At 65.9% G+C, this 26,340-nt stretch carries 22 protein-coding genes; 13 read left to right on the top strand and 9 right to left on the bottom strand.

Annotated elements, in window-relative coordinates:
- Positions 1-176 precede the first annotated feature (176 nt).
- Positions 177-2,624, top strand: coding sequence for an adenylate/guanylate cyclase domain-containing protein (locus ACFDR6_RS13465; protein ID WP_375858589.1), 2,448 nt, complete (start codon positions 177-179; stop codon positions 2,622-2,624).
- A gap of 1,088 nt (positions 2,625-3,712) precedes the next feature.
- Here ACFDR6_RS13465 and ACFDR6_RS13460 read toward each other — a convergent pair.
- The gene (locus ACFDR6_RS13460) at positions 3,713-5,005 is read right to left on the bottom strand and encodes a Spy/CpxP family protein refolding chaperone (RefSeq protein WP_375859113.1); all 1,293 of its coding nucleotides are present in this window, start codon (positions 5,003-5,005) and stop codon (positions 3,713-3,715) included.
- A gap of 361 nt (positions 5,006-5,366) precedes the next feature.
- Complete coding sequence (locus tag ACFDR6_RS13455; RefSeq protein WP_375858588.1) at positions 5,367-6,455, bottom strand: LysM peptidoglycan-binding domain-containing protein; 1,089 nt, start codon at positions 6,453-6,455, stop codon at positions 5,367-5,369.
- A gap of 240 nt (positions 6,456-6,695) precedes the next feature.
- Here ACFDR6_RS13455 and ACFDR6_RS13450 point away from each other — a divergent pair, with 240 nt between their 5' ends.
- From ACFDR6_RS13450 to ACFDR6_RS13435, 4 genes are all read left to right on the top strand, one after another.
- Positions 6,696-7,652, top strand: a complete 957-nt coding sequence (locus tag ACFDR6_RS13450; RefSeq protein WP_375858587.1) for a helix-turn-helix transcriptional regulator — start codon at positions 6,696-6,698, stop codon at positions 7,650-7,652.
- Between the two features lie 98 nt (positions 7,653-7,750).
- Positions 7,751-8,032 (top strand): hypothetical protein, encoded by a 282-nt coding sequence (locus ACFDR6_RS13445; RefSeq protein WP_375858586.1) that lies wholly within the window; start codon positions 7,751-7,753, stop codon positions 8,030-8,032.
- A 117-nt stretch (positions 8,033-8,149) separates the two neighbouring features.
- Entirely contained in the window at positions 8,150-9,355 is a 1,206-nt protein-coding gene (locus ACFDR6_RS13440; RefSeq protein ID WP_375858585.1) for an NAD(P)/FAD-dependent oxidoreductase, read from the top strand.
- 71 nt (positions 9,356-9,426) lie between these two features.
- Positions 9,427-10,362, top strand: coding sequence for an MBL fold metallo-hydrolase (locus ACFDR6_RS13435; protein ID WP_375858584.1), 936 nt, complete (start codon positions 9,427-9,429; stop codon positions 10,360-10,362).
- A 97-nt stretch (positions 10,363-10,459) separates the two neighbouring features.
- On the opposite strand, the gene ACFDR6_RS13430 is transcribed toward ACFDR6_RS13435, so the two are convergent.
- The gene (locus ACFDR6_RS13430) at positions 10,460-10,582 is read right to left on the bottom strand and encodes a hypothetical protein (RefSeq protein WP_283818776.1); all 123 of its coding nucleotides are present in this window, start codon (positions 10,580-10,582) and stop codon (positions 10,460-10,462) included.
- 82 nt (positions 10,583-10,664) lie between these two features.
- Positions 10,665-10,841, bottom strand: coding sequence for a hypothetical protein (locus tag ACFDR6_RS13425; protein WP_212089139.1), 177 nt, complete (start codon positions 10,839-10,841; stop codon positions 10,665-10,667).
- 94 nt (positions 10,842-10,935) lie between these two features.
- Between ACFDR6_RS13425 and ACFDR6_RS13420 the strand changes: the two genes are divergently transcribed.
- The 4 genes from ACFDR6_RS13420 to ACFDR6_RS13405 all read left to right on the top strand — a co-directional run bounded on the left by ACFDR6_RS13420 (position 10,936) and on the right by ACFDR6_RS13405 (position 13,747).
- Positions 10,936-11,115, top strand: coding sequence for a hypothetical protein (locus tag ACFDR6_RS13420; RefSeq protein ID WP_212088978.1), 180 nt, complete (start codon positions 10,936-10,938; stop codon positions 11,113-11,115).
- Between the two features lie 127 nt (positions 11,116-11,242).
- On the top strand, positions 11,243-12,370 hold the full coding sequence (locus tag ACFDR6_RS13415; RefSeq protein ID WP_375858583.1) for a lactonase family protein: 1,128 nt from the start codon (positions 11,243-11,245) through the stop codon (positions 12,368-12,370).
- A gap of 83 nt (positions 12,371-12,453) precedes the next feature.
- Positions 12,454-12,624: a hypothetical protein gene (locus ACFDR6_RS13410; RefSeq protein ID WP_212088974.1), complete on the top strand. Its 171-nt coding sequence runs from the start codon at positions 12,454-12,456 to the stop codon at positions 12,622-12,624.
- Positions 12,625-12,856: 232 nt separating this feature from the next.
- Entirely contained in the window at positions 12,857-13,747 is an 891-nt protein-coding gene (locus ACFDR6_RS13405; RefSeq protein ID WP_212088971.1) for an efflux RND transporter periplasmic adaptor subunit, read from the top strand.
- A 224-nt stretch (positions 13,748-13,971) separates the two neighbouring features.
- Here ACFDR6_RS13405 and ACFDR6_RS13400 read toward each other — a convergent pair whose 3' ends face one another.
- Positions 13,972-14,820 carry a caspase family protein gene (locus ACFDR6_RS13400; protein WP_375858582.1) on the bottom strand — a complete coding sequence of 283 codons (849 nt, stop codon included), beginning with the start codon at positions 14,818-14,820 and terminating at the stop codon, positions 13,972-13,974.
- Between the two features lie 430 nt (positions 14,821-15,250).
- Here ACFDR6_RS13400 and ACFDR6_RS13395 point away from each other — a divergent pair, with 430 nt between their 5' ends.
- From ACFDR6_RS13395 to ACFDR6_RS13385, 3 genes are all read left to right on the top strand, one after another.
- Positions 15,251-16,981, top strand: a complete 1,731-nt coding sequence (locus tag ACFDR6_RS13395) for a hypothetical protein (RefSeq protein WP_375858581.1) — start codon at positions 15,251-15,253, stop codon at positions 16,979-16,981.
- 166 nt (positions 16,982-17,147) lie between these two features.
- Positions 17,148-17,888 (top strand): thermonuclease family protein, encoded by a 741-nt coding sequence (locus tag ACFDR6_RS13390; RefSeq protein WP_212088965.1) that lies wholly within the window; start codon positions 17,148-17,150, stop codon positions 17,886-17,888.
- A 100-nt stretch (positions 17,889-17,988) separates the two neighbouring features.
- On the top strand, positions 17,989-19,176 hold the full coding sequence (locus ACFDR6_RS13385; protein ID WP_212088963.1) for a pyridoxal-phosphate-dependent aminotransferase family protein: 1,188 nt from the start codon (positions 17,989-17,991) through the stop codon (positions 19,174-19,176).
- 239 nt (positions 19,177-19,415) lie between these two features.
- Here ACFDR6_RS13385 and ACFDR6_RS13380 read toward each other — a convergent pair whose 3' ends face one another.
- Positions 19,416-20,519, bottom strand: coding sequence for a hypothetical protein (locus ACFDR6_RS13380; protein ID WP_375858580.1), 1,104 nt, complete (start codon positions 20,517-20,519; stop codon positions 19,416-19,418).
- The gene (locus tag ACFDR6_RS13375; protein WP_375858579.1) at positions 20,519-21,955 is read right to left on the bottom strand and encodes an MBOAT family O-acyltransferase; all 1,437 of its coding nucleotides are present in this window, start codon (positions 21,953-21,955) and stop codon (positions 20,519-20,521) included. Before ACFDR6_RS13375 ends, ACFDR6_RS13380 begins: the two co-directional genes overlap by 1 nt.
- Before the next feature lie 140 nt (positions 21,956-22,095).
- On the opposite strand from ACFDR6_RS13375, the gene ACFDR6_RS13370 reads away from it, so the two are divergent.
- Positions 22,096-24,201, top strand: a complete 2,106-nt coding sequence (locus ACFDR6_RS13370; RefSeq protein WP_375858578.1) for a S9 family peptidase — start codon at positions 22,096-22,098, stop codon at positions 24,199-24,201.
- A gap of 177 nt (positions 24,202-24,378) precedes the next feature.
- On the opposite strand, the gene ACFDR6_RS13365 is transcribed toward ACFDR6_RS13370, so the two are convergent.
- Together ACFDR6_RS13365 and ACFDR6_RS13360 are read right to left on the bottom strand one after the other, a co-directional pair.
- Positions 24,379-25,470 (bottom strand): SMP-30/gluconolactonase/LRE family protein, encoded by a 1,092-nt coding sequence (locus ACFDR6_RS13365; RefSeq protein WP_375858577.1) that lies wholly within the window; start codon positions 25,468-25,470, stop codon positions 24,379-24,381.
- Between the two features lie 73 nt (positions 25,471-25,543).
- Positions 25,544-26,263 (bottom strand): ribonuclease activity regulator RraA, encoded by a 720-nt coding sequence (locus ACFDR6_RS13360; protein ID WP_375858576.1) that lies wholly within the window; start codon positions 26,261-26,263, stop codon positions 25,544-25,546.
- Positions 26,264-26,340 lie beyond the last annotated feature (77 nt).

The following is a 26,340-nucleotide window of genomic DNA, read 5'->3' as shown; positions in this document are numbered from 1 at the left end:
GCGGATGAGGCCGCGGGCAATTCACCTCTTCCACCCGACCATGGCGTCCACAGGGAGTAACCACGCCGGCCGGTCACGCGGCCCGCGGCGGTCCTTTGGCCCAAATTGTGATAGAACCGCCCCGAAGGGCCTGCGGCCCACAGCGCCAGCGTCGATGGCGGCGCGAGAGGATCGGGATGGCAGGAGCGAACGACAAGAGACGGTTTCTGCGCGAGGGCCTGTTCGCCAAATACGTCGTCTCCCTCGTCGGCCTCGTCGTGTTCGTCCTCGCCGTCAACGGCGCGATGGAGACCTGGATCTCCTATCGCGCCACCAGGACGCAGCTCACCGATGGCCTGGAGGACAAGGCGCAAGCCGCGGCCCGGCGGATCGAGCAGTCGATCTCGGAGCTCGATCGCCAGATCAGCTGGGTGACGCGGGCGAGCCAGGACACCCTCGAGAAGCGCCGCGCCGACTACGCATCGCTGCTGCACCAGGTCTCCGACGTCAACCAGCTGTTCCAGCTCAATGGCGAGGGCCGCGAGGTGCTGCGCGTCTCCCGCCAGTCGACCACGACCGGCAGCAATGCCGACCTCTCCCGCGACATGCGCTTCACCGAGACCGTCGCCCGCGGCGTCAGCTATGCGCCGGCCTGGTTCGCCGACCGGACGCCGATGATGTCGATCTCGGTGGCGCATTCCGGATTCAATGCCGGCGTCACCGTGGCCGAGATCGATCTCAGCTTCCTCTCCGACTTGCTGTCGGACGCGCAAGTCGGCAAGGCGGCCTTCGCCTATGTGGTCGATCCGCGCGGCCGCGTGCTGGCGACGTCGTCGAAAGGGCCCGATGTCGGCAAGGACCTGTCGAAGCTGCCGCAGGTTGCGGCCGCGATCGCGCCCGGCCACGAGGGCGACAGTTCGGGCACCGACTTCAACGGCCATGCCGTGATGAGCGCGGCCAGCACCGTGCCGAAGCTCGGCTGGAGCGTGCTGTTCGAGCAGCCGACCACGCAGGCCCTGATGCCGATCCGCGACCAGCTGGTGCGCATCGCGCTGCTGATCGGGATGGGCCTGATGGTCGCGATTCTCGCCGGCACGCTGCTCGCCCGCCGCATGATCATTCCGATCACGGCGCTGCGCGACGGCGCGCACAAGCTCGGCGAGGGTGATTTCAGCCACCGCATCGAAGTGCGCACCTCCGACGAGCTGGAAGACCTCGCCAGCCAGTTCAACCGCATGGCCGGGCAGATCCAGGAGACCTATTCGAACCTGGAGACCAAGGTCGAGGAGCGCACGCGCGATCTCGCGCAATCGATCAACGAGCTGAAGGTGCTGGAGGAGGTCGGCCGCGCGCTCGCCTCCTCGCTCGATCTCGACGCCGTGCTGCCGACCATCGCCGCGCGCGCGATCGAGATCACCCATGCCGACGCGGTGCTGATCTACGGCTTCGATGCCGAGCGGCGCCGCTTCAACCTGGTCGAGGCTGAAGGCATCGACAAATCCGCCGACGGCGCCCATGTCACCATCGACGAAGGCGAGAACATCCTGAGCGATGCCGCCGGGAGCGGCGAGCCGATCGCGCTTGCCGATCTCGATCATGCCGCCGAGCAGCCGCTACGCGAGGCCGCCATTGCCGCCGGCTTCCGCTCCGTGCTGGTCGTGCCGCTGGTCGACCAGCAGGGCACGCTCGGCTCGCTGGTGGTGCTGCGCCGCGCCGGTGGCGAGTTCGCAAGCAGCGTCATCGGCCTGATGCGCACCTTCGCCAACCAGGCGGTGCTGGCGATGCGCAATGCGCGCCTGTTCACGGAGGTCGATCACAAGGGCCGCGAGCTGGAGGCGGCGAGCGAGACCGTGCGCGCCCAGGCCGACAAGCTCAAGCAGCAGACCGAGCAGCTCAAGGACTGGAACAAGTCGCTGGAGGAACGCGTCAAGACCCAGCTCGGCGAGATCGAGCGCATCCGCAAGCTCGAACGCTTCCTGGCGCCGCAGGTGGCGCAGCTGATCGCCTCGTCCGACAGCCCGGAAGGGTTGCTCACCAGCCAGCGCCGCGAGGTGACGGTGGTGTTCTGCGATCTGCGCGGCTTCACCGCGTTCACGGAAGCGACCGAGCCGGAAGAGGCGATGAACGTGCTGCGCGAATATCACGCCGCGCTCGGCAAGCTGATCTTCAAATATGAGGGCACGCTCGACAAATATGCCGGCGACGGCGTGATGATCCTGTTCAACGCGCCGATCCAGTTCGAGGACCACACCCAGCGCGCGGTGAAGATGGCGGTGGAGATGCGCGAGACGATCGGCCCCTTGACCGAGCGCTGGCGCAACCGCGGGCACAGCCTCGGCTTCGGCATCGGCATTGCGGTCGGCTACGCCACGCTCGGCCAGGTCGGCTTCGAGCAGCGGCTGGAATATGCCGCGATCGGCAGCGTCACCAACCTCGCCTCGCGCCTCTGCGGCGAGGCCAAGCCCAACCAGATCGTGGTCAGCCGCCGCGTCTACGGCATCGTCGAGCCTTTCGTCGAAGCCCGCGCCCTCGACGATCTCCAGCTCAAGGGCTTTAACCATCCCGTGCTGGCGATGGAGATTTTGAACTGGCGCGAGGAGGCGACAAACGTGGTGGATGCCGCCGCGGTGCGGATGCGGGGCTGACTTCCTAGCCTGCCTCGCATGGCGAGGCGTTGCTCGTTATCGCTCACGGACAGCAATTCGCGATCCCGCGGCGCTTGCGCCCGGGTTTTGCGTAGGTTTCGACACCCTTCGAAATGGAAGGGCGCAGGGAAGACCGGGCACCGGCTGGCACCCGCAAGACCCCCGTGCGTGAGTGCGTGATAGACGCTCACAGGGGAGAAACAGGTGTGGCCGAATGCCCGGCCTTCCCTGCGCGATGGTTGAAACGGCTTATGTCGCGCTCTCGCCGGTGAGACGATTTCCCGTTGCCACCGTCGCCTTGCAGCTGTCATCGGATGCGCCGTCCGGTCGGACGATCGCACCACTGCAAGACTTGACGCCGGAATATCGGGCGTCACGACCACACGATTTTGCCGTACGCGTTCGACATCGTCGTACACGCGCCCGCTGATCGCTCACGGGGACACCCCGCCCTGCGACCGCATCTGGCGCCAACGCCGCCCGCGTCCACCGCCCCTCACCCCACGAACCCTGACGATCGCGATCCGTCCCTTACCATGGGATGAGTTGAGAGGGAGCATAGGGTGTGTCGCGGTTCTGGTAAAGCGAATTTTTGATTAGGCGAAGACGGATTTTTGCGAGGAGACTCAAAAAACGGCGAAACAACCCCATGCACAGTAGACGTCGTGAGCCGGATCAATGGGTTAGGACAAGGGCCAAAGCCGGGCCCGACAAGCTTCTTTGACCTGACGGGCGAAACACCTGGCAGGGTGACATCATCGACCTTTGCGGCCGAACTCGTCCTGTCCTGCAGACGTCTCTGGCGCTCGCCGCTGATTCTCGCCCGCGTCTTCGGCAACAGCCCGGACTTCTGGTCGGCGGCGCCAGCGCCTTCTACGAGGCCGCGCCGTCTTTTGCGCAGAAGATGTTCGCGGGCCCTCCGCGCGCCGATCTGGCGGAGAACCGCGGAATCGCCTTGATGCCGCGCGCGACCGATCCCAATGCCGGCCCACGTCGAGTTCGAGGAATATTTCGGCGGCACCAATTTCGGCACCGGCAACGCGCAGCTCGACTTCAAGGACATGAAGTTCGACTGGGCGTGCGGGTGATCACGCCCCGCGCTTCGGCCCGATCGCCTCGAAGGTCGCCTTCTGCTCGTCGCTCAGATCAGCCTCGAAATCGTCCAGCGCATCGGCGACGCCGTTCACCGCCTGCAGCATCGTCTCCAGCCGCGCCTTGGCGGCGGTGAGGCGGGCCTGGGGCGTCGCGGCGGGCTGTGACGGGCAGGCGCTGAGCGTCTGCATGGTGCGCAGGGCGGTGTCCTGCAGCACCTCGAAGCGGGCGCGGGCGGTCTCGTCGAGGCGGAGCGTCGAGGCGATGTCGCCCGCAGGCCATTGCTGCTGCACGAGCTGTTCGTACTGACGCTGCAGCTTTTCGTCATAGCGGGGATCGCTGTCGGCATCGCAGGCGGCGGCCGCCTGCGCATCCTTGTTCGTATCCTTGTTCGTATCCTTGTTCGTTTCCCTGCGCTGCATCGAGGCGAGCGCGGCGCGGCGCTCGTTGCCGAGAGAATTGAGCCGGGCCTTCTGATCGTCATCAAGCAGACCCGTGAACTTCGCCAGCGGCGGCGCGACCGCGTCGATGGCCTTGATCATGGCCTCGACACGTTCGCGCATCAGGCCGAGGCGCTCCGCCGCATTGGCGGGGGCCTGCGCCGGGCACGCCGCGCGGATGGTGTCGCGCGCATTGATCCAGGCGGATGCGAGCTCGTCGAGCGCGGTGCGCTGCAATTCGTTCGGCGTCACGGCAGCAGCGATGCGCTCGACCGGCAGACCGCCGCTGTCGCTGGCCTCGCACAGGATCTCCGCGGTGGGGACGCGTCGTCCACGCCGGCCTTGCGGCGCGGTGTAGGCCGCGAGTTCGGTCGCCGCATAGGGCGCGAAGATCGCGGCATAGATGTCGCCATAGCCATAGAGCGAGAGACTGGTCGCATCGCCGAGGACGACGGCATTGGTGAGGTCGTCATGCGCGAACGGCCAGAACACCGGGCCGACCCAGCCATAGCTGCCATCGGGATGGCGCCACCACCCTTGCGCCCGGCGGCCGCCCTGCCAGCCCGCCAGCGCAGCCTGCGCCGTGAGCGCCGCGCGCATCACGTAGGGGTTCGCGGCCTGACCGCGCTCGGCGCCGCGCGGATCTTGCGATCTCAATGCAGCGGAGCGGTATCGACCGCCCCGCACCGCCATGCGGGAATGGCGCAGCCGCGACATGCCGATCACGTGGCCGACGGCGAAACGCGCAACGCCAAGCGGACCGCCGCGCAGTCCAAACTGCGCCTCGGCTCTCTCAGGCACCAGCACTGACGCAATCAGGAGCGCCGCGCCGGCGAGCGCCAGTCGCATGCGTCCCGACACGACCGCTGACCTGACCAATTCGGCCTCCTCCCCGCGCCAGCGGCGCACTGCGCCGCATCGACATGACTCGCGAGGGAACCGATTGTTCCGCAGAGACACAGGGCAAAGCGTCGCGGGAGACTGGCTTCACCGGGCGCCCGGCGGCGGCCTGAGCGCACGCCTCGCCCTTCAAGACGACCGCTTCGCGGTCCCTCAGGGTGAGGCTAACTGGCACCGGGCCGTTGAAACGTGCCGCGCACCCCGGTCCTCATCCTGAGGGCCCGCCAAAGGCGGGCGTCTCGAAGGATGGCCACAGGCAAAATCGTAAGCGACAGTCCTGCGCTCGCGGGAAGACGGGAAGAAAGACCCCTCACTCCGGCTTCTGCGGCATCACAAAGGTCTGGCCGGGATAGATCAGATTGGGGTTGTGGATCTTGCCGCGGTTGGCGTTGAAGATGACGGCGTAGCGGGCGCCGTCGCCATAGGCGAGCCGGCTGAGCGCCCACAGGCTGTCGCCGCGGGAGATCACCCGGCTGCCGCCTGCCTCCAATGGCGCGGCCTGCAGCGCGTCCGCCGGCGAGGCCGATGCCACCGTCGTCGCCGCGGGCGCCCGCGCCATGACCTTGGGTTTCGGCGCGCCGGTCAATTTCGGCCGGGAAGCAGCCCTGTCGGGAGCAGAGGCAAGATGCGGCGCGCCCGACGGCAGCGCCGCCACGACATCCGCCTTGTCATCCACCTTCTCGGCTTGCTTCGACTCTTGCCTCGCGACCGGTCCCGGACGCGCGGGCGGCGGCGCCGCTTCGGCGATGGTGACCGGCATGGTGCGGCCGGACTGCGTGACCGTGCCATCCGGCGCCCTGGCCCGGAGCGTCAATTCATAGGAACCGGGGGGAAGCTGCGGCGGGGTCATCACGAACTGGCCCGAGGCGTCGGCCACCGCTGTGTCGAGTGGCTTGCCGTCGCGCAGCAGCTCGACCTTTGCACCCGGCGCGGCCACGCCGGCAATCACCGCGGCCTCGCCGCGATCGTCGACCCGGGCGACGTCGAAACGGGGGCCGGTGTCGGCGACCGCCGGCGGCGGCTTGACCGGCGCGAGATCGGGCAGCGCCGCGACCTGCTTCTGAATCTCGACCAGCGCGCCGGTCTTCGGCTCGGGCGCCGGGGCCGCCACTGCTGCAGGCGCGGGCGGCGCGGCGGCGGCAAGCTTCGGCTGGTCCGGCTTCGGCGCTTCCGGTTTCGGCTCCGGCTTGAGCTCGGCCTTTGCTTCGGCCTTTGCTTCGGCCTTGGCTTCGGACTTGGCTTCGGCCTTGGCTTCGACCTTGGTCTCCGGCCTGGCGGCGATTGTGGTCTTTGTCCCGTCCGGGAGCAGACGGCGCAGCTCCGCCGGGCCGATCACCAGCACCGTGCCGACCAGCGCGAGCAGGCAGAAAGCAATGAAGGCCTTGGATGCGGTCATCATCGAAAAGAACCTTGCAGGCAAATCAACCGGGGCGGCAGGGTGCGCCGATTTGGCTGCGGCAGCAAGACGGTCGATGGGATGAGACCGGCGCATTTGCGAAAGCGCCGCTTGGAGCAGGATCAGACAAAACACGACCGCTTCAGGCAATACGCCCTCCCTCGCAGGGAATAGAACGCCGCCGGTCCGTACAAATACGGGCGACTGATCGGAATCCTGACGCGATCCGAAAGGAGCCATGCCATGACCGGAAACACTGCTCCCATGCGCGATGTCTCGCAGCAGGGCGCCCCCCCCGCACCTCGTGCGCAGCCGGACGACAGCTCGCATTCCGAACGGCGCGCCGCCGGTGCGGAGATGGCGCGCGTGCTCAGGACCGAGCCGTTTCGCATGGCGCTGGACGCCTCCGGTGCCGGCCTCGCGCACTGGCGACATGATCCGCTGCACGACGTCGTCGAGCCCATGAGCCACCACGTGATCATGGCGTATAACGGCATGATGCAGCGCATGGAGCGGCGGTCGGGACGATCGGTCGCGATCGGCACGTTTCGGCCGGGAGTCCTGATCATCATCCCGGAAGGATCGAGCTCCAGGTGGGATATTCCAAAGCCCGTCGACGTGGTTCAGCTGTATCTTCCCGACGCAATCCTGAAGCGCGTTGCCGACGAGGCTCAGGTCGGACCGGCCGACCTGCTGGAGCGAACCGCACATCCCGACCCCATCACCTCACGACTGATCCTGAGCGCGGCAGACACGTTGCAAGGCAATGGAGCCCTGGACACCCTGTTCCGGCATCAGCTGACGGATCTTCTGGCCACGCGCCTTCTGGCCGCGCATACCGGCTCGCCAACCAGTTTCGAGCCGACCGTGGGCGGCTTATCGCCGAAGATCCTGTTCCGTGCGATCGAACGCTTGCGGTCGGACAGCGACGCGGACGTCTCGCTGGATGCGCTGGCATCCGATGCGGGCCTGTCGCGCTTTCACTTCTGCCGTGCGTTCAAGGAAAGCACCGGCCTGTCTCCGCATGCCTGGCTGCGCCAGCACCGGCTCGAGCAGGCCATGAAGATGCTGCGCGAGGGCGACGAGACGGTCGCCGCGATCGCGGCCGCGCTCGGCTATGCCTCGCAGACGGCGTTCGCGGCGGCGTTCCGCAAGCTGACCGGCGAGAGCCCGAGCGACTGGCGCAGGCGCCAGCGTTAGCAGCAATCGCGCTGCAATCACGGCAAGTGCTCTGGCGCAGCGGCAGGCCCGATCCGGTAGATCATCATCATGTCCAGACCAATCGACGGAGACCGATGATGACCTGGAAAGATTTCATCAGCCGGCGCGTGATCGCCTCGCGCCACCGAAGCCTTGCCACCGCAACCTTGTACGGACTCTCGCTGGCCGTCCGCTTCACGTCGGCGACGGGCGAGGAGGTGGAGCTTCCGGCGCACGATGTGCACGCGATGCATCCGCTGGTATTCATCATGAACCGGGACGACTCCGGCCTGCCTTATCAGGACTGGGGCCTGAGGCCGGTCGTGTTTCGCCAGGCCTGGCCGGCGCGCTCGCCACTGTCCCGCTGCATGGCGCCTTAGACGCAGCGGTTCACTTCATCTCTTCACATCTCTTCGTGCCGTCACCGGACGCTGCCCGCGAGGGAGCAGCGACGGTTGCGCGCGGACTTTCGACACTGCCAACCAAGGAGCAAACCCATGCGATTAGTGATCATCGGCGCCGGCTTCGCCGGCATGTACGCCGCCCTTTCCGCAGCCCGCCTGCGCGAGATACAGGGCGTCTCGCCAGACCAGCTGGAGATCGCGCTGGTTGCGCCCGAGCCTACGCTCGTGGTCCGCCCGCGGCTCTATGAACCGAAGCCGGAAACCCTGACCGCGCCCCTGCTCGACGTGCTCGAGGCCATCGACGTCACCTATGTGCAAGGCACCGCCGAGGCGGTCGACACCAAATCCTGCATGGTGAAGATCGCGACGGCAAAGGGGACGAAGAAGACGCTCTCCTACGACCGTCTCGTCGTGACCACCGGCAGCCGGCTGTTCCGTCCGAACATTCCGGGGCTTGCCGAGCATGGCTTCAGCGTCGATTCGCTCGACGATGCCGTCGCACTCGACAAGCACCTGCATGGTCTCGCCAAGCGGCCGGCCACGGTCGGGCGCGACACGGTCGTCGTCGCCGGCGGCGGCTTCACCGGCATCGAGGCTGCCACCGAAATGCCGGCGCGGCTTCGCGACATCCTCGGCACCAACGCGAAGAGCCGCGTCATCATCGTCGATCGCAACAATGCGATCGCGCCCGACATGGGCGCGGGTCCCCGCCCCGTCATCGAGGACGCGCTTCGCAAGCTCGGTGTGGAAACCCGCCTCCGTGCCGGGGTCGCATCGCTCGACCAATCCGGCGTCACGCTGTCGAGCGGCGAACGCATCGAGACCGAGACCGTGATCTGGGCGGCGGGCATTCGTGCGGCACCTTTGACCGCGCAGATTCCCGCCGAGCGCGACAGCTTCGGCCGGTTGCTGGTCGATCGCCGCCTGCAGGTGACAGGCGTTCAGGGTGTCTTCGCGGCCGGCGATGCGGCACGCGCGGCCTGCGACGACGAGGGAAATTACGCGCTGATGTCGTGCCAGCACGCCACGCGCATGGGCGCCTTCGCCGGCAACAATGCCGCGGCCGAGCTGCTCGGCCTTGCGACCCGGCCCTATCACCAGAAGGCCTACGTCACCTGCCTCGACCTCGGCGACGCCGGCGCGCTGTTCACGCGCGGCTGGGAGCGGAAGGTCGAGATGGTCGGCGACGTCGCCAAGAAGACCAAGCGGGAGATCAACACGGTCTGGATCTATCCGCCAAAGGCGGAGCGCGCCGCCGCTCTCGCTTCCGCCGATCCCGAGCGCGTCACCGCTCTCTAGACGTCTCAAGCCATGACGGCCGCGCGTCCCGGCTGCGCGGTCTGCCGATCAAGCCAGCCGGGAGCCTTCTCATGAAACAGGAGACCAACATGAACCTGCACAACCCTTCATATCCCGCGACATCGCGCCCCGAAGAACTGGTCCCGTCGCGCTATGCACTGAAGATCGGCGAGATCGACGTGATGGTGATCAGCGACGGCGTGCTGATGCTGCCGGGCGCGATGCTGGCCCACAACGCCGACCCGGCCGTCCGCGCGGCCTGGCTGAAGGACATGTTCCTGCCGCCGGACGCGTTCGACTGGGCGCTGAACGTGGTCGTGGTGCGGAGCGGCGGCCAGACCATCCTCGTCGACGCCGGGCTGGGGTCCGATCCGGATCTGCACTTGCCGCGGGCCGGGCAGTTGAGCAAGCGACTGGAAGCCGCCGGCATCGATCTGGGATCCGTCACCGACGTGGTGCTGACGCACATGCACATGGACCACATCGGCGGGCTGCTCGTCGACGAGGTGAAGGAGCGGCTGCGCCCGGACCTGCGGATCCACGTCGCCGCTGCCGAGGTCAAGTTCTGGGAGAACCCCGATTTCACCCATGTCTCGATGCCGCCCGGATTCCCGGACGCATTGCGGGCGACCGCCGAGCGGTTTGCAAAGGAGTACCACAACCAGCTGCGCACCTTCGAGGAGGAGCATGAGGTGGCGCCGGGCGTGGTGGTCACGCGCACCGGCGGCCACACCCCAGGGCACAGCGTGGTCCGGCTGGCATCGGGCGGCGATCGGCTGACATTCGCCGGTGATGCCGTGTTCACTGTCGGATTCGATCACCCCGATTGGCACAACGGCTTCGAGCACGATCCCGAAGAGGCCGCGCGCGTTCGCGTCCGTCTGCTGCGGGAGCTGGCCGCGAGCCGCGAGCTGCTGGTGGCCACCCACATGCCCTTCCCCTCGATCGGGCACGTCGCAATAGACGGTGATGCCTTCCGTTGGATCCCGGTGTTCTGGGACTATTGACGGCAGGACGGGTCCGGCTCGCACGAGAGCATGATCCGGACTCCCAAAGCGCGATGAAATCACCCCGATCTCATCGCGCTTTCCGGCACGCCACGAACTACATCAAACGTTTGGCGGCACGCACTTCGGCGATCTCGGAGTCGGGGTGGCTGACGATGGTGGCGAACATGATGCCGCTGATGATGAGCGACCAGGCGGTGTTCCAACAGATCCAAAACACGTGCCAGCCTCCGTTCGATTCGTCCGCCCGCGGATCAGGGTAACGGCAAGGCGAAGCCGCCGTTCCCGGTGCGAATACATCGCTACTTTGGTTTGGTCGGCGGCGAGGCGGGATCGGTTTGACTGGTGTGGCGCTTTGCCACGACGTCGGCGTCGCGCTCGCCCTCCTGCGGGCGCGGCGGCGGCTTGGGCTGGCCTTTCTGACCGCCATGCTTGCCGCCCATGTCGGGCTTGCCTTCGAGATCGTTTTCCTGGGGCATGCCGGTTCAATGCGCTGGCGCGGCGTTGGTTTCGCATTGCACCGGCGGTTTTCGGCTGTGAACGAGTTCACAGGATTGCCGCGGTTTGAAGTGCATGATCCTGGACGGCCTGGACATCAATGACACCGACGGATTCGGCCTGATGCGGCAGCGGCTCATCGCCTGGACCATCCTCACATCCGCCCTGATTGCGGTTGCCGTCTGGACCGTGCTCGGACCGCCCGCTCCTGCGTCCAGCCCGAATCTGCCCTCCCGGACAGCTTCGGCGCGGTAGCCCTCTGCGGCGACCGATACAATTTCAGCATCGATCGATCCCAACTGGAATTTGGTGCGGGCGCGCGCCGCCCGCTATCCTCGCCGGCAAAACGACAATGAAGCGACCCGGCCTTCAGGAGGAGACCATGTCGAGACCGACCCGACGCATCGCGTCCAAGGCGCCACGCGCTGCGATCGCCACCACCCTGTTCGCAGCCCTCACCCTCATTTCTGGAGTCCAAGCCGGCATGGCCGAGACCTTCGCCTATGTCGGCAACGCCGACAGCAACGACATCAGCGTGTTCAAGATGACCGCGAGCGGCGAGATGACGCCCGTGCAGACGGCCGCCTTCAAGGGTATCGAGAAGCCCGGATCCTCGACACCCCTCGCGATCACGCCCGACCACCGCGTGCTGATTGCCGGCGTTCGCTCGCAGCCCTACCTCGCCGTGAGCTTTGCGATCGATCCCAAGACGGGCGAGCTCAGCCAGCTCGGCAACGCGCCGCTCGCCGACAGCATGGCCAATATCGCCGTCGACCACAGCGGCAAGTTCCTGTTCAGCGCGTCCTATGGCGGCAACAAGGTTGCGCTGAATCCGCTTGGCGCCAACGGCGTCGCCGGCGAGCCGAAGCAGGTGATTCCGACCGGGCTAAATGCGCACGCGTTCCTGCCCTCGCCCGACAACCGCTTCGCGTTCGCGACCAATCTGGGCTCCGACCAGGTGCTGAGCTTCGCGTTCGATGCCGCGGCCGGCACGCTGACGCCGAGCGATCCGCCGGTCCACAAGGTGCCGGAAAAATCGGGGCCGCGGCACTTCGTGTTTCACCCGGGCGGCAAGTTCGTCTATCTCCTCCACGAGCTGAACGGCGACCTCGCAGCCTTCACCTATGAGGCGAGGAGCGGCGCCTGGGACGAGATCCAGCGCACCACCGTGCTGCCGGAAGGGTTTTCAGGAAAGCCCTGGGCTGCCGACATCCACATCACCCCGGACGGCCGCTTCCTCTACGCCTCCGAGCGCACCACCAGCACGCTCACCGCCTACAGGGTGGACGGATCAAGCGGCAAGTTGACCACGATCGGCAGTGTCCCGACCGAGAGGCAGCCGCGCGGCTTCAATATCGATCCCTCCGGCCGCTACCTCGCCGCGGTCGGCGAGCTCTCCGACAGCATGACGGTCTATGCGATCGACCCGAGCAGCGGCGCGCTGGCCAGGCTGAAATCCTACCCCACCGGCAAGAAACCGAACTGGGTGGAGTTCGTGAATCTGCCGTGAGGGGGCCAGGCTGAGGGGGCCAGGCCGACCTACGTAAACATCCGTAATTTTCGCAGGCGCGCCTTGTCTTCATATGATCGGCCATGGACCGCCAGATCGTCTTCAAATGCCCGCAGACCGGCCTGAACGTGCAGCATCGGCTCGCCAACGAGCCGACCGACCGCACGCATGAGTCGGTGTCCTGCCCGGCCTGCACGCGGCTGCATTTGATCGACCGGGCCAGCGGGCGGCTGCTGGGCGAGCGCCGCGGCTGAGGGGCCCGCCATTGCGGCGACCTCAGCCGTGAGGGTCCACACCCCATGGAAAGCCGCAATCAGGCCGCCCGACCCCGGAGGGCGGCGAACCTGATCTCCAATCCCGCGACTCATCAATGACCTGCCACGGCGGCGCGCGCCGGCGTGGCATCCTGACATGGGCAACGCGACCATAGTCCGGCCCGTTGCCATCTGCTATCGATCGAAGGGCTTGAACCCCGTGGAATTTCCGATGCGTCATTTGCCCCGTGCCGTTGTCCGAACCCTGTGCCCCGCAGCCGTCGCCGGCGCGCTCGTCCTCGGTCAATATCCGGCCAGAGCTGCCGATGACGACGCACCCAAGGGGCCGGCCGTCACGGTGCTGAAAGTCGCGAAATCCTGCTTCTCCGACATCGTCGAGGCCACCGGCACGATCATCGCGCGGGAGGAAACCTCGGTGCGGCCCGAACGCCCGGGCCTGAAGGTCACGGACGTGCTGGCGGAAGCCGGCGACACCACCACCGCCGGCCAGGTGCTGGCGCGGCTGGCGCTCCCCGAGGGCGGCACGCTGCAGGTCACCGCGCCCGTGGCGGGCGTGATCGCGGCGTCGACGGCCCAGATCGGCAATTTCGCCTCGGCCAAGGGCGAGGCGCTGTTCACGATCGTGGCACGCAGCGAATACGATCTCGTCGGCCTGGTTGCGACGACCGATTTGCGCAAGCTCGCCGTCAATCAGCCGGCGACGGTGCGGATCTCCGGCGCCGGCGACATCGACGGCAAGGTGCGCCGCATCGGCCCGACCGTCGAGCCGAACATCCAGCAGGGCATGGTCTATATCGGCATCTCCTCGCAGAAGCGGCTGCTGCTGAAGGCGAGCGGGCGTGCGCTGATCAAGTCCGGGCAGAGCTGCAACGTCGCGGTGCCCCTGACGGCCGTGCAATATTCCTCCGCCGGCACCGTGGTGCAGGTGATCCGCCGCAACCGCGTCGAGACCAAGCGTGTCGAGGTCGGCTTGATGTCCGGCGGCAATATCGAGGTCCGCGACGGCCTCAACGAGGGCGATGTCGTCGTCGCCCGCGCCGGCGCGCTCTTGCGCGAAGGCGATCCGGTGCGACCGGTGATGGCCGCGGAAGCAGCGAAGTAGCAGCCGCGATCGTCATTGCGAGTGCAGCGAAGCAATCCAGAGTCCCTCCGCGGAAAGATTCTGGATTGCTTCGCTGCGCTCGCAATGACGATGGAGAGACAGATGTGCGTTACACACGCATATCGTAGGTGGGCAAAGCGAAGCGCGCCCACCAATTCTGTCAGCGATTTTGGAAAGATGGTGGGCACGGCGCGTTGCGCCTTTGCCCACCCTACAAACTGCGGCTAGCCGCCGGCTTCGCCGAATTGGACGTCTTCGAGCAGCGAGGAGGAGACCGTCGGGACCTGGTCGCCTTCGCTGGCGCGGGAGATGGCGAGGCGGGTCTTGTTGAAGACGCTCTCGGCGCTGCCCCGTGCGTTGAGGTTGTTGAGGAACTCGCTGACCAGCACGCTGTGCTCGCCCTTGCCGTCGTCGACGACCTTGCCGGGCGAGGCCGAGGTCAGGATCAGGGCATTGTCGGACGCGCTGATCGGCGCGAGGCCGTGGCTGTAGGAGCGGAAGCGGCGCTCATAGGGATTGCGGCGGGAAGCGTCGACGACGGCGAGCTTGGCCTTGGCGCCCTGCTCCTTCATCATGTCGAGCACGCCGTCGATCGAGACGCCCTGGCGGCGGACGTCGCTTTCCTTCCAGATCACGGCATCGACCGGCAGCATGTAGCTCTGGCGGCCGGCCTGCACGCCGTAGCCGCCGAAAAACAGCATGACGACGGTATCGCGCTTGATCCGCGACTTCAGGCGGTTGACGGCGCGGACCATGTCGTCCCGGGTCGCGTCTTCCACCATGTCGACGTCAAAGCCGTCCTTGCGCAGGGAAGAGGACAGCGCGCGAGCGTCGTTGATCGACTGCGTCAGCGGCGCACTGGCGTCAGGATAGTGTCCGTTGCCGATGACGAGCGCGAGGCGGGAGGTCTGGGCGATCGAACCCGTGACCTGGTCGGTCGAGACCGCCTTGGCGGCGTCGATCGCGCGCATGTTGAGAGCAGCATGGGCGCCGATCACCAGCGAGACCGTGCCGATGAGGGCCGCGGCCAGCGCGATCGTGCGTCTGGAAAGGTCGAGCTGCTTTACATTCATCTCGGTTCGTTTCCTGTGCCAAAGACCAGCCAAGCGCGCGCACACTGTTTGAGTAGCGCGATAGCGTCTTTAGGTTTGAGGGATTGGCCGGGGATGTGCCCCCGAATTGCGCGCAATTTGCGGCGCCGCACCAAACAAACCTTTAACCGGATATAGTGCGCCCGGCAACAGATTCCCAAAATTTGATCTAAGTTACTGATGTTGCTCGTTAATTCACTCGCCCAGTTTTGTGCATTTTGTGCTCCTGCGGGCCCTTTCGGGGTCCGATCATGCAGCCTTCGTGCCGCGTTTTTCCGTGACTTTCATCACATTTGTATTTCCTGCGAATCCGGGTAGCCTTTTCAACGACTTGCAGGGGGTGGCGCGTGGTTGGGAGCGCGATGGCCGGCCCCCGGCCAACCCCCGCCAGAGTCCCGCGACCAGGTACTTCATGAACTTTCATTATTTCGCCGGCGCCGCCTGCCGGGCGCTGCTGGCGCCGAAGGACGGCCCCTCGCTTTACGACGTCTGCGATCCCGTATTATCGGCGACAGCCGGCGGCGATCCGCATCTGGCCAAATTCTACAAGACTGCGCTCGGCAATCCCGCGCTGCGGGTGCTGCTGCGGCGGGCCGGGCTGCCCGAGCTGCGCGACGAGGCCAGGCTGACGGCGCTGCGCGAGGCGCTGGTTCGCGCCCGCGACGAGGCCGAGCCCGACTGGGCGGCGGTCGGCCAGCCGGTCGCCGACCTCGTCGACAGCATCGCGCTCGACCATCCGAAGCCGCCGCCGGCGATGTTCACGGGCTCGGCGCCGCCGCAAGCGCAGATCGACGGCGTGATCCGCGATTGCGCGCAGCATCTGCTCGGCTCCTACCGCCGGAACGGCTTCCTGCCGACCTATGCCGCCTTCAACCTGATCGGCGATCCGGATTTTCGCGGCCGCGAGCTGATCATGGCGCTCACGGGCCTCAACGCCCGCGGCTACAAGAATTCCTCGCTGCTGTTCAACCTCGCCCGCGTCTTCATCGCGCGATCGCCGGCCGGGGCCGTGGTCAATCCGCCCTGGCGAGGGGTCGCCGAGCCGATGTGGGAGCCGGTGCAGATCCGGCACCGCTCGGCCTATTACGACGCGTTCTTCATCGAGGCGCTGCTGAACTATGGCGAGACCGGGCTCGCCTCGGCGTCCGACAAGATCGCGGCCGAGCGCGCCATCGCCGACATGGTGGACTTTTGCGTCAACATCAGCCGCGAGGAGGTCGAGGGCATCGACGGGACGCGCTTCAACGTCATCACCGCGCTGGCGCCGGCGCCGCATCCGCGCTTCTCGCGATACTTCGCGCAGATCAAGCAGGACCTCGGCTTCGGCATTTACGTGCCGGACTGCGACACCACGGCGTGCTCGATCTCGGCAGCGACGCAGGCCGGCTGCCTCGACGCGATCATCGACCAGCCGCTGCTCGACTTCTATTCCGGCTATCAGGTGCACGCCGGCGTCAACGAACCGCGCGTGACCGTGCCGCTGAACGACAATATCGACTATGAGGGCGGGGTCGCGACCTGGATCGACAACCTCAAGGGCGAGCGTCCCTACGGCAACGATCTCGATCCGACGCTCAATCTCGACATTCTCGAGGTGAGCTTTCGCAATCTGGCACGCTGGAAAGTGTTGGAGACACCGTCGCGGCTCGCGACGGTGCATCGCATCATCGGTTTCCAGAAGCGGCTGGCCGCGAGCGGCGCCTTCGCCAATCCGCGCTCGCACATCTATTACCTGCCGGAGCTCTACAGCGCCTATTTCGGCCGATGCTATGCGGCCTTCCTGACGTTGCCGCTGGCGGCGCAGGCCGCGATCGATCCCGCCGGCGATTTCGACTTCATCCGCCATCGCGTGCTGTCCTACGTCAAGGACGAGCTGATGGCCGCTGAGATGAACGTGTTCGACGCGGCGCTGGCGCTGATCGCGCTCGGCCATCTCGGCGCCGACCCGCGCGCCTTCGCACCGGCGCTGAACGTGATCGTCGCAAACCTCGGCGAAGGCGGCCGCCGCGGCCCGTTCCGCGCCTATGAGTGGAACAAGATGAAGACGCCCACGCGGATCCTGGTGGGCGGGCCGGAGGTGACGTCGGCATTCGTGCTGATGGGCCTGGCGGTGGCGCGGAGGCGAATGGTGAATGGCGAGTAGCGAATGGCGAATGGTGCGCGGCGCCCTATGCGGTACTCCCTATTCGCCACTCGCCCGGCAATGACGGGAAGTTGAAAGCTCATCCGTCAGGCAGGCGCTGGCCGGGCGGACAAAAGCCGACCACAATTGCGCGGTCTATCGAGATTTTCATCCCACGCGGACCGGCATGTTGCGAAAATTCCTGATTGCGCTGTCTCTGCTCGGCTCATCTTGGCTCGCCCTGCCCTCGCTGGCTGCGGCCGCCGACATCACCGGCATTGCAAAAGTCCGCGCTGGCGATGCCGTGGTGATCGGCAACACGCGCATCCGGCTCGGCGGCATCGACGCGCCCGCAATCGACCAGCTCTGCCTCAACACCAAGACCGAGCGCTGGACCTGCGGCGTCGCGGCGCGCGACGAGCTCGCCAAATACACGGACGGCAAGAGCTGGGCCTGCCACGCGCGATCAATCGACCGGCGCGGCCGCACCGTGGCGCGCTGCGAGGTCGGTGGCGAGGACATCCAGAAATGGCTGGTGCGCAGCGGTTGGGCACTGGCCTACACCCGCATGTCCCACGACTACGATGCAGACGAGAAAGCGGCGCGCGAGGCAAAAGCCGGGATGTGGCAGGGCGCCTTCATCGCGCCCTGGGACTGGCGCGTCCGCAACAAGAAGACCGTCATCCTCGGCGCGACCAAGCCACCCGAGGGGGCGCACAAGGTGCTGCTCGCCTCGGCCTCGGGGCCGGTCGCGCCCTCCCCGGATTGCACCATCAAAGGCAACGTCAACAGCGCCGGCGAGTGCATCTTCCACCAGCCGACCAGCCGCTGGTACACCCAGATCAAGATGAAGATCAGCAAGGGCACCCGCTGGTTCTGCTCGGTCGAGGAGGCGGAAGCCGCCGGCTGCCGTGAGACCAAACGATAACCCTGACCTGCGTTTTCCGTGCTTTTCCTGAGCGCCTCCAACGCGTAGAAACACAGATCATCAACCTTCGACCGTCTCCACGACACAAGGACTGACAGCAATGACCGTTCGCGCGGGCCGGGAATTTCTGGCCATCCCCGGGCCCACCAACATGCCCGACGAGGTGCTGCGGGCGATGCACCGTCCGGCGATCGACATCTATTCCAAGCAGATGCTCGATCTGACCGAAAGCCTGCTCGGTGACATCTCGAAGCTGTTTGCCACCAAGGGCAAATCCTACATCTACATTGCCAACGGCCACGGCGCCTGGGAAGCGGCGCTCAGCAACGTGCTGTCGCGCGGCGACAAGGTGCTGGTGCTGGAGAGCGGCCGGTTCGCGATCGGCTGGGGCAATGCGGCAGCGCTGATGGGCGCAGAGGTCGAGGTGCTCAAGGGCGACTGGCGCCGCGCGGTGCGGCCGCACGAAGTCGAGGAGCGCCTGCGCCGCGACAAGGAGCACACCATCAAGGCCGTCGTCGTCGTCCAGGTCGACACCGCCTCGGGCGTGCAGAACGACATCGAGGCGATCGGCAAGGCGATCAAGGCGGCCGGCCATCCCGCGCTGTACATGGTCGACACCGTGGCCTCGCTCGGCTGCATGCCGTTCGAGATGGACAAATGGGGCATCGACGTCGCGATGTCCGGCTCGCAGAAGGGCCTGATGACGCCCCCGGGCCTCGGCTTCGTTGCCGCCAATGCGCGCGCGCTCGAGGCGCAGAAGAAGGCCAACATGTCGACGCCCTATTGGAGCTGGAGCGAACGCGAGGGCACCGAGAATTATCGCAAATATGCCGGCACCGCGCCGGTGCATCTGTTGTTCGCGCTGCGCCAGGCGATCGACATGCTGCACGAGGAAGGCCTGGAGAACGCCTTCCGCCGCCACAGCCTGCTCGGCGAAGCCACGCGCCGCGCCGTTGCCGCATGGTCGGAAGGCCAGGTGCTCGGCTTCAACGTCGCGGAAGCCAGCGAGCGCTCCAACACCGTGACCACGGTGACCATGAGCAACGGCCACGACCCCGCGGTGCTGCAACGCTATTGCAAGGACAAGTGCGGCGTCGTGCTCGGCACCGGCATCGGCGACCTCTCGGGACAGGCGTTCCGCATCGCCCATATGGGCCACGTCAATGCGCCGATGCTGCTCGGCACGCTCGGGGTGATCGAGGTGGGATTGAATGCGCTGAAGATCCCGCACGGCAAGGGCGGGCTGGAAGCAGCCGTGGCGTATCTCGGGGACGAGGTGGCAGCGTAACTAAGACGCCACTACGAACACCGCTGTCGTCCCGGACAAGCGGAGCGCGGGCAACGCGCAGCGTTGTCGGCGTGGAGCGCAGATCCGGGACCCATACCGCGTGATCTGTCGATAAGGCACAGCGCGAGTACAGAAGACTCTTAACTTCGGATCTTCGCCAAACTCCTCCCTGTGGTTATGGATCCCGGATCTGCGCGCGCTTGAGGCGCGCTTGTCCGGGATGACGGCGGCGTGTTTGGCTAGGGTTGTGGCACGCGATACGCCTCCACCTGCGCCTTCAACTCATCCAGGGGTGCGGTCGGCGCCTTCGGATCGACCCGGTATTCCCCGCTCGCCAGCCACCGCAGCACCATCGCATCGATCACCGGCGAGTGGTGGATGACGTCGCCGTAATTATCGAGATTATGCGTCACCTCCTTGATCGCGCGGAAGTCATGCAGGCGCACGTTGGGAAGCTGCGTCAGTCGCTGCGCAATGCGTGCCGTGAGGCCGGTGACGATCTTCAGCGTCTCGGGTGATGCGTCGCGCATCGCGACGAATTGCAGGATCGAATAGGGCGGGAAGTAGATGTCGAAGGTCACGTCCGGATGGCGCGTGATCAGGCCGACGGCATCGCGCTCGAAATGCCGCACCATGGCCTCGTAATCATAGCCTTCGCCGAGAAATCGGCTGCGCGTGGGAGCGGTGATGTAGGTGAAGGCGGCGAGCGTCCGCTTGGCGTTGTAGCCGCCGGTAACGTCGAAATCCCCAGGCAGCGCATAGATGTCGTCGACATCGGACAGCGCAAACTTGACGGGGAGATAAGGCGCCACGCGCGTCAGCGGCCCTTGCAGCGGCGGGACGGAGCGCAGCAACGCGAACAGGGATTCCTTCGCCATCGCCGCGCTGAACAGATAGGACGCGATCCCCTTCGCTGTCCCCCGATAGAGATCGACGGACAGATAGGGATCGGCCTCGATGTCGGCGGCATCGGCAAAGCTGAAATCGTCCATCGCCCAGATCACCCGCTTTGCGCCGCGGTCGATGGCCTGCTCCAGCACAAAACCCTGCTGGCGCGAATTCGAGCCGGTCATCGCCAGCTTGAGCGAGTGCACACCAAGCGCGCGATCGATGTCGCTCTGGCGGAAATGGATCGCGAGCGAGGTGCCCATGAACGCGGTGTCGAACGACTGGCTGCGGATCAGCCCGGCATTCTGCACGCGCGTGTCCTCGGAATAGAAGGCGGAACGCGAGGGGCGAAACAATTGCAGGGGATCGACGACGTAGGTGAGCAGGGCCGCGCCCAGCACGCAAGCGGCGCTGGCGAGCAGAAGGCGTCTCAACTGTGTGAACGAGCCCTGCATCAGAACCGGAAGTAGATGAATTCGCTGTGGCTCTGGATGCCGAGCAGGCCGAATGCGAGCACCAGCGATGCCGCGTAGAGGACCAGCGGCCGCATGCGCCCCGCCCGCAACGCCTCGCCGACCCTGCGATTGCCGTGATCATATCCCATGAGCGCTTGCGTGTTCGGCGCCAGCCACACCAGAGCCGCGTAGATGGAGACCAGCACCAGCGCCGCGATCTCCTCGCGGCCGAACACGATATGCGAGGGATCGGCCATGGCCTGGAGCACGCGCAGCGCCCAGGTGACGCTCTCGGCGCGGAAGAACACCCAGGCGACGACGACGGCCAGGAACGTCAGCGCTGCTCCGGCGATGCGGGCCGGGCGCGCAAGACCAGATGGAATCGCAGGCACCAGCGCGTTGAAGGCGTGATTGATGCAGAGATAGGCGCCGTGCAGCGCGCCCCAAATGACGAAAGTCCAGGCCGCGCCATGCCAGAGCCCGCCGAGCAGCATCGTGATCATCAGGTTGACGTAGCGCAGCACGCGGCCGCGCCTGTTGCCCCCGAGCGGGATGTAGAGATAGTCGCGCAGGAATTGCGACAGCGTCATGTGCCAGCGCCGCCAGAACTCGACGATGTTTGTCGCCTTGTAGGGCGAGTTGAAGTTCACGGGCAGGAAGATGCCGAACATCAGCGAGATGCCGATCGCCATGTCGGAATAGCCGGAGAAGTCGAAATAGAGCTGGAACGTGTAGGCGAGCGCACCCAGCCAGGCCTGGTCGAAGCTCGGCGAGCGCGCCTCGAAGGCAAGCGCGACCAGCGGCTGGATGCCGTCGGCGAGGCAGGTCTTCTTGAACAGGCCGATGGCGAAGATGATGACGCCGCACAGAATGAGATGGGCGTCCGGGCGCTTCGTTTCCTCCCGCTCGAATTGCGGGATCATGTCCTTGTGGTGGAGGATGGGGCCTGCGATCAGATGCGGAAAGTAGGTCACGAACAGCGCGTAATGCGGCAGCGCGTAGGCTGCGACCTGGCCGCGATACGCGTCCACCAGAAACGCGATCTGCGTGAAGGTGTAGAAGGAGACGCCGACCGGCAACAGGATTTGGACCGCGAGATGCGTGCCGGCCAGCGCATTGACGTTCTCGGTCACGAAGCCGGCATATTTGAATATCCCGAGGACGAGGAGGTCGCCGGTGACGCCAAAAGCGAGCGCCGCTTTTCGCCGCATGGGGGCGAGCTCGGCCACGATGAGGAGATGGCCGACCCCGAAGTTGAAGGCGATCGAGATCAGCAGCAGGGGCAGGAATTGCCAGCTGCCGATGGCGTAGAAGGCGAGCGAGGCCAGCGCGAGCCAGACCACCGGCGTCAGATTGCTGCGCCGCCCGAGCCAGAAATAGCCGGCCAGCACGGCCGGCAGGAACAGCAGGATGAACGGGTAGGAGTTGAATAGCATCAGGCTGGACCGGCGGCGGGAATATGGTCCGTAAAGCATACAAGGGGCCGGTCAACAACCCGGCGGCTGGCGCGGGGCGCGCTGGCAATTCGCGGAATCAGGACGATATAAGGGCGATCACGCCGTCGAATGAGGATCGAGTGACCCAAGCCAAAACACCTTCCCAGCCCCCCGTCGCCCCGCGCCGGCCGCATTCCTTCACGCGGCATGGCATCGCCGTGACCGACGACTATGCCTGGCTGAAGGACGCGAAATGGCAGGAGGTGCTGCGCGACCCTGCGGTGCTCGATCCCGACATCCGCAAATATCTGGATGAAGAGAACGTCTACACCGAAAGCCTGCTCGGCCATACCGCCAGCCTGCAGAAGACGCTGGTGCGGGAGATGCGCGGGCGGATCAAGGAGGACGATTCCAGCGTCCCCTCGCCCGACGGCCCCTTCGCCTATTTCCGCAGGTTTCGCGAGGGCGGGCAGCACGAGCTGTTCGGCCGCATGCCGCGCGAGGGCGGCGACGGCGATATCGTGCTCGACGGCGACGCGCTCGCAAAAGACCACAAATATTTCAAGTTCGGCGGCAGCCGTCACTCGCACGATCACAAGCTGCAGGCCTGGAGCGCCGATACCAAGGGCTCCGAGTATTTTTCGATCCGCGTCCGCGATTGGGCCACGGGCAAGGACTTCGACGATCTCGTCGAGGAGACCGACGGCGGCATGGTCTGGGCCGCGGATTGCAAGAGCTTCTTCTATGTAAAGCTCGACGACAACCACCGCCCGATGCAGGTGTGGCGGCACAGGCTCGGCACCAGGCAGGCCGACGATTCGCTCATCTACGAGGAGCAGGATTCCGGCTGGTTCACCCATCTGCACGAGAGCACGAGCGGCCGCTTCTGCGTGATCGCGGGCGGCGATCACGAGACGAGCGAGCAGCGGCTGATCGATCTCGCAAATCCCGAAGCGCCGCCGCGGCTGGTCGCGGCGCGCGAGGAAGGCGTGCAATATTCGCTGGCCGACCGTGGCGACGAGCTCTTCATCCTCACCAATGCCGATGATGCCATCGACTTCAAGATCGTCACCGCGCCCCTTTCTTCGCCGGAGCGCAAGAACTGGCGCGACTTGATCCCGTATCGTCCCGGCATCTACATCATCGACCTCGATCTCTATGCCGGCCATCTGGTGCGGCTGGAGCGCGCCAATGCGCTGCCGTCGATCGTGATCCGCGACCTCGCGACGAAGGACGAGCACGCCATCGCCTTCGACGAGGCCGCCTATTCACTGGACACGATGGGCTCCTACGAATTCGAGACGACGAATCTGCGCTTTTCCTATTCGTCGATGACGACACCGTCGGAAGTCTACGACTACGACATGGTCAAGCGCACGCGCACCTTGCGCAAGCGCCAGGAGATCCCGTCCGGGCACGATGCGGCCGACTACGTCACCACACGCATCATGGCGAGGGCGCATGACGGCGCCGAGGTGCCGGTGTCGATCCTCCATCGCCGCGGGCTGAAACTCGACGGCTCGGCGCCGCTGCTGCTCTACGGCTACGGCTCCTACGGCATGGCGATGCCGGCTTCGTTCAGCGCCAACCGCCTGTCGCTGGTCGATCGCGGCTTCGTCTACGCCATCGCCCATATCCGCGGCGGTGCCGACAAGGGCTGGGGCTGGTATCTCGACGGCAAGCGCGAGAAGAAGACGAATTCGTTCGACGATTTCTCAGCCAGCGCCCGCGCGCTGATCAACGCGAAATATACCAGCGCCAGGCGCATCGTCGGCCATGGCGGCTCGGCCGGCGGCATGCTGATGGGCGCGGTCGCCAACCGCGCCGGCGAATTGTTCGCCGGCATCGTCGCCGAGGTTCCCTTCGTCGACGTGCTCAACACCATGCTCGACGACACGCTGCCGCTGACGCCGCCGGAATGGCCGGAATGGGGCAACCCGATCGAGAGCGAGAAGGATTTTCGAACGATCCTGTCCTACTCGCCCTACGACAATGTCGCCGCGAAGGACTATCCGGCGATCCTGGCGATGGGCGGCTTGACCGATCCACGCGTCACCTATTGGGAGCCCGCCAAATGGATCGCCCGCCTGCGCGCGACCATGAGCGGCGGCGGCCCGGTTCTCCTCCGCACCAACATGGGCGCCGGCCACGGCGGCGCCTCGGGCCGGTTCGACCGGCTCGACGAAGTCGCGATCGTCTATGCGTTCGCGCTGTGGGCGGCGGGAATGGCGGAGGCGGGGGTGTAGCGATAGCCGCCGCTGTAGCAACACCTTCCGGTGTCGTCCCTGCGAACGCAGGGACCCATACCGCGTGATGTGTCGGTGACGTGTAGGTTTTAGTACCGGCGAACGCTTGTGGTTATGGATCCCGGATCAGCGCTCCGCTTGTCCGGGATGACATCGCATGTGGGGCGCGCGACGACCTCACACCGCCCCGTGCGCCTCCACGTACAGCGCATACACCGAGTGGCTGCTGGCCATGTAGAGCCGGTTGTTCTTGGGGCCGCCGAAGCAGAGATTGGCGCAGCGTTCCGGCAGCTTGATGAAGGCGAGCGGCTTGCCTTCCGGATTGAACACCATGACGCCGTCGAGTTCCTCGGGCCTGGCCTTGAGCTGGAACACCTTGCGGCCGCCGACATCGCTGGGCTCGGATTGCAGCGCGCCGTTGGAGCCCCAGCCGCACCAGATATTGCCATCGCGATCAACGCGAAAGCCGTCGAGCGAGCCCTGGTCGGCGGCGTCGATCAGCTTGGTCTTGCCGCTGAGCGAGCCGTCGTCTCCGATGTTGTAGCTCCAGATGCTGCGGTTGGGCGTGCCCTTCCACTCGACGACATAGAGCTTCTTCTCGTCGGGCGAGAAGGCAAGGCCATTGGGATTGACGAGGTCGGTGAGGACCGCGCTGATCTTGCCGTCCTTGGCAAGGCGATAGACGTTGGTGGTGGCCTGCTCGGCCTTCTCCTTCTTGCCTTCCCACTCGCCATTGATGCCGAACAGCGGATCGGTGAACCAGATGCTGTCGTCGGACTTCACCACGATGTCGTTCGGCGCGTTCAGCCGCTTGCCCTCGAACTTGTCGGCGAGCACGGTGATCTTGCCGTCCTTCTCGGTGCGGGTGATGCGACGGGTGACGGAGTGCTCGCAGGTGACGAGACGGCCCTGGCGATCCCTGGCATTGCCGTTGGCGTAATTGGCGTTGGCGCGGAACACGCTGGTCTGCCCGGTCTTCTCGTCGAACTTCATGATCCGGTTGTTGGGGATGTCGGAGAACAGGAGATAGCCGCCCTCGGGGAAATAGGCCGGGCCTTCGGCCCAGCGGAAGCCGGTCGCGACCTGCTCGAGGCTCGAGGAATAGATCCGGTACTTTGTGAAACTGGGATCGAGGATCTGGACGGCGGGATCGGGATAGCGCTGGTTCGGCGTGAACGGGAACGATTGCGCGCCGGCGGCGCGGGCGAGAAGCGTCGATGCCATTGCCGCGCCGGCACCAGCCATGAGGTTGCGTCGCGTGAAGTTCATGAAAATCCTCCCTGCTCGATAAAAGGCCGGCACTTGATGGCCGGCCTGTGTCTTGATCGATCTGCTCTTGGCCTTAGCGGCCGTTCTTCTTCCGCCATTCGGCAAAGTCGGTCAGCGTCTGCGGATCGGTCGCGGGATAGAGACCGAAGATGCCGCGGCCCTTGCCGACTTCTTCCGTGACGAAATCCTCGAACGCGGTCATCTCGAAGGTTTCGTTGGCGATCTCGTCGGCGAGATGCGCGGGGATCACGATGACGCCGTCGGCATCGCCGAGGATGACGTCGCCGGGAAACACCGGCGCATCGCCGCAGCCGATCGGCACGTTGATCTCGATCGCCTGGTGGAGCGTGAGATTGGTCGGTGCGCTGGGACGATGATGATAGGCGGGGATGCCGAGCCTGGCGATCTCGGCGGAATCGCGAAAGCCGCCGTCGGTGACGACGCCGGCGACGCCGCGCTTCATCAGCCGCGTCACCAGGATCGCACCGGCCGAGGCCGCGCGCGCGTCCTTGCGGCTGTCCATCACCAGCACGGCGCCCGGCGGGCAATCCTCGACCACCTTGCGCTGCGGATGCGAGCGGTCCTTGAACACGTCGATGGTGTTGAGATCCTCACGCGCCGGCATGTAGCGCAGCGTGAAGGCCTCGCCGACCATGGTCGGCTGGTCGGGACCGACGGGATGCACATCCTGGATCATCTGGACGCGCAGGCCGCGCTTGAAGAGCGCGGTGGCCACCGTGGCGGTGGAGACGGATTTGAGTTTGGTGCGGGTGGCTTCGCTGAGTTTTGTCATCGTGGGCTCTCTCTGTCGTCATTCCGGGGGCGCGCCGCTTGGCGCGAGCCCGGAATCCATCGATCGACACAGAATGC

The sequence above is a fragment of the Bradyrhizobium tunisiense genome, assembly GCF_042263385.1.
GTDB classification, from domain to species: Bacteria; Pseudomonadota; Alphaproteobacteria; order Rhizobiales; family Xanthobacteraceae; genus Bradyrhizobium; species Bradyrhizobium tunisiense.
The sequence above is the reverse complement of the archived record's forward strand: the minus strand, read 5'-3'. Positions and strand labels throughout refer to the sequence as shown.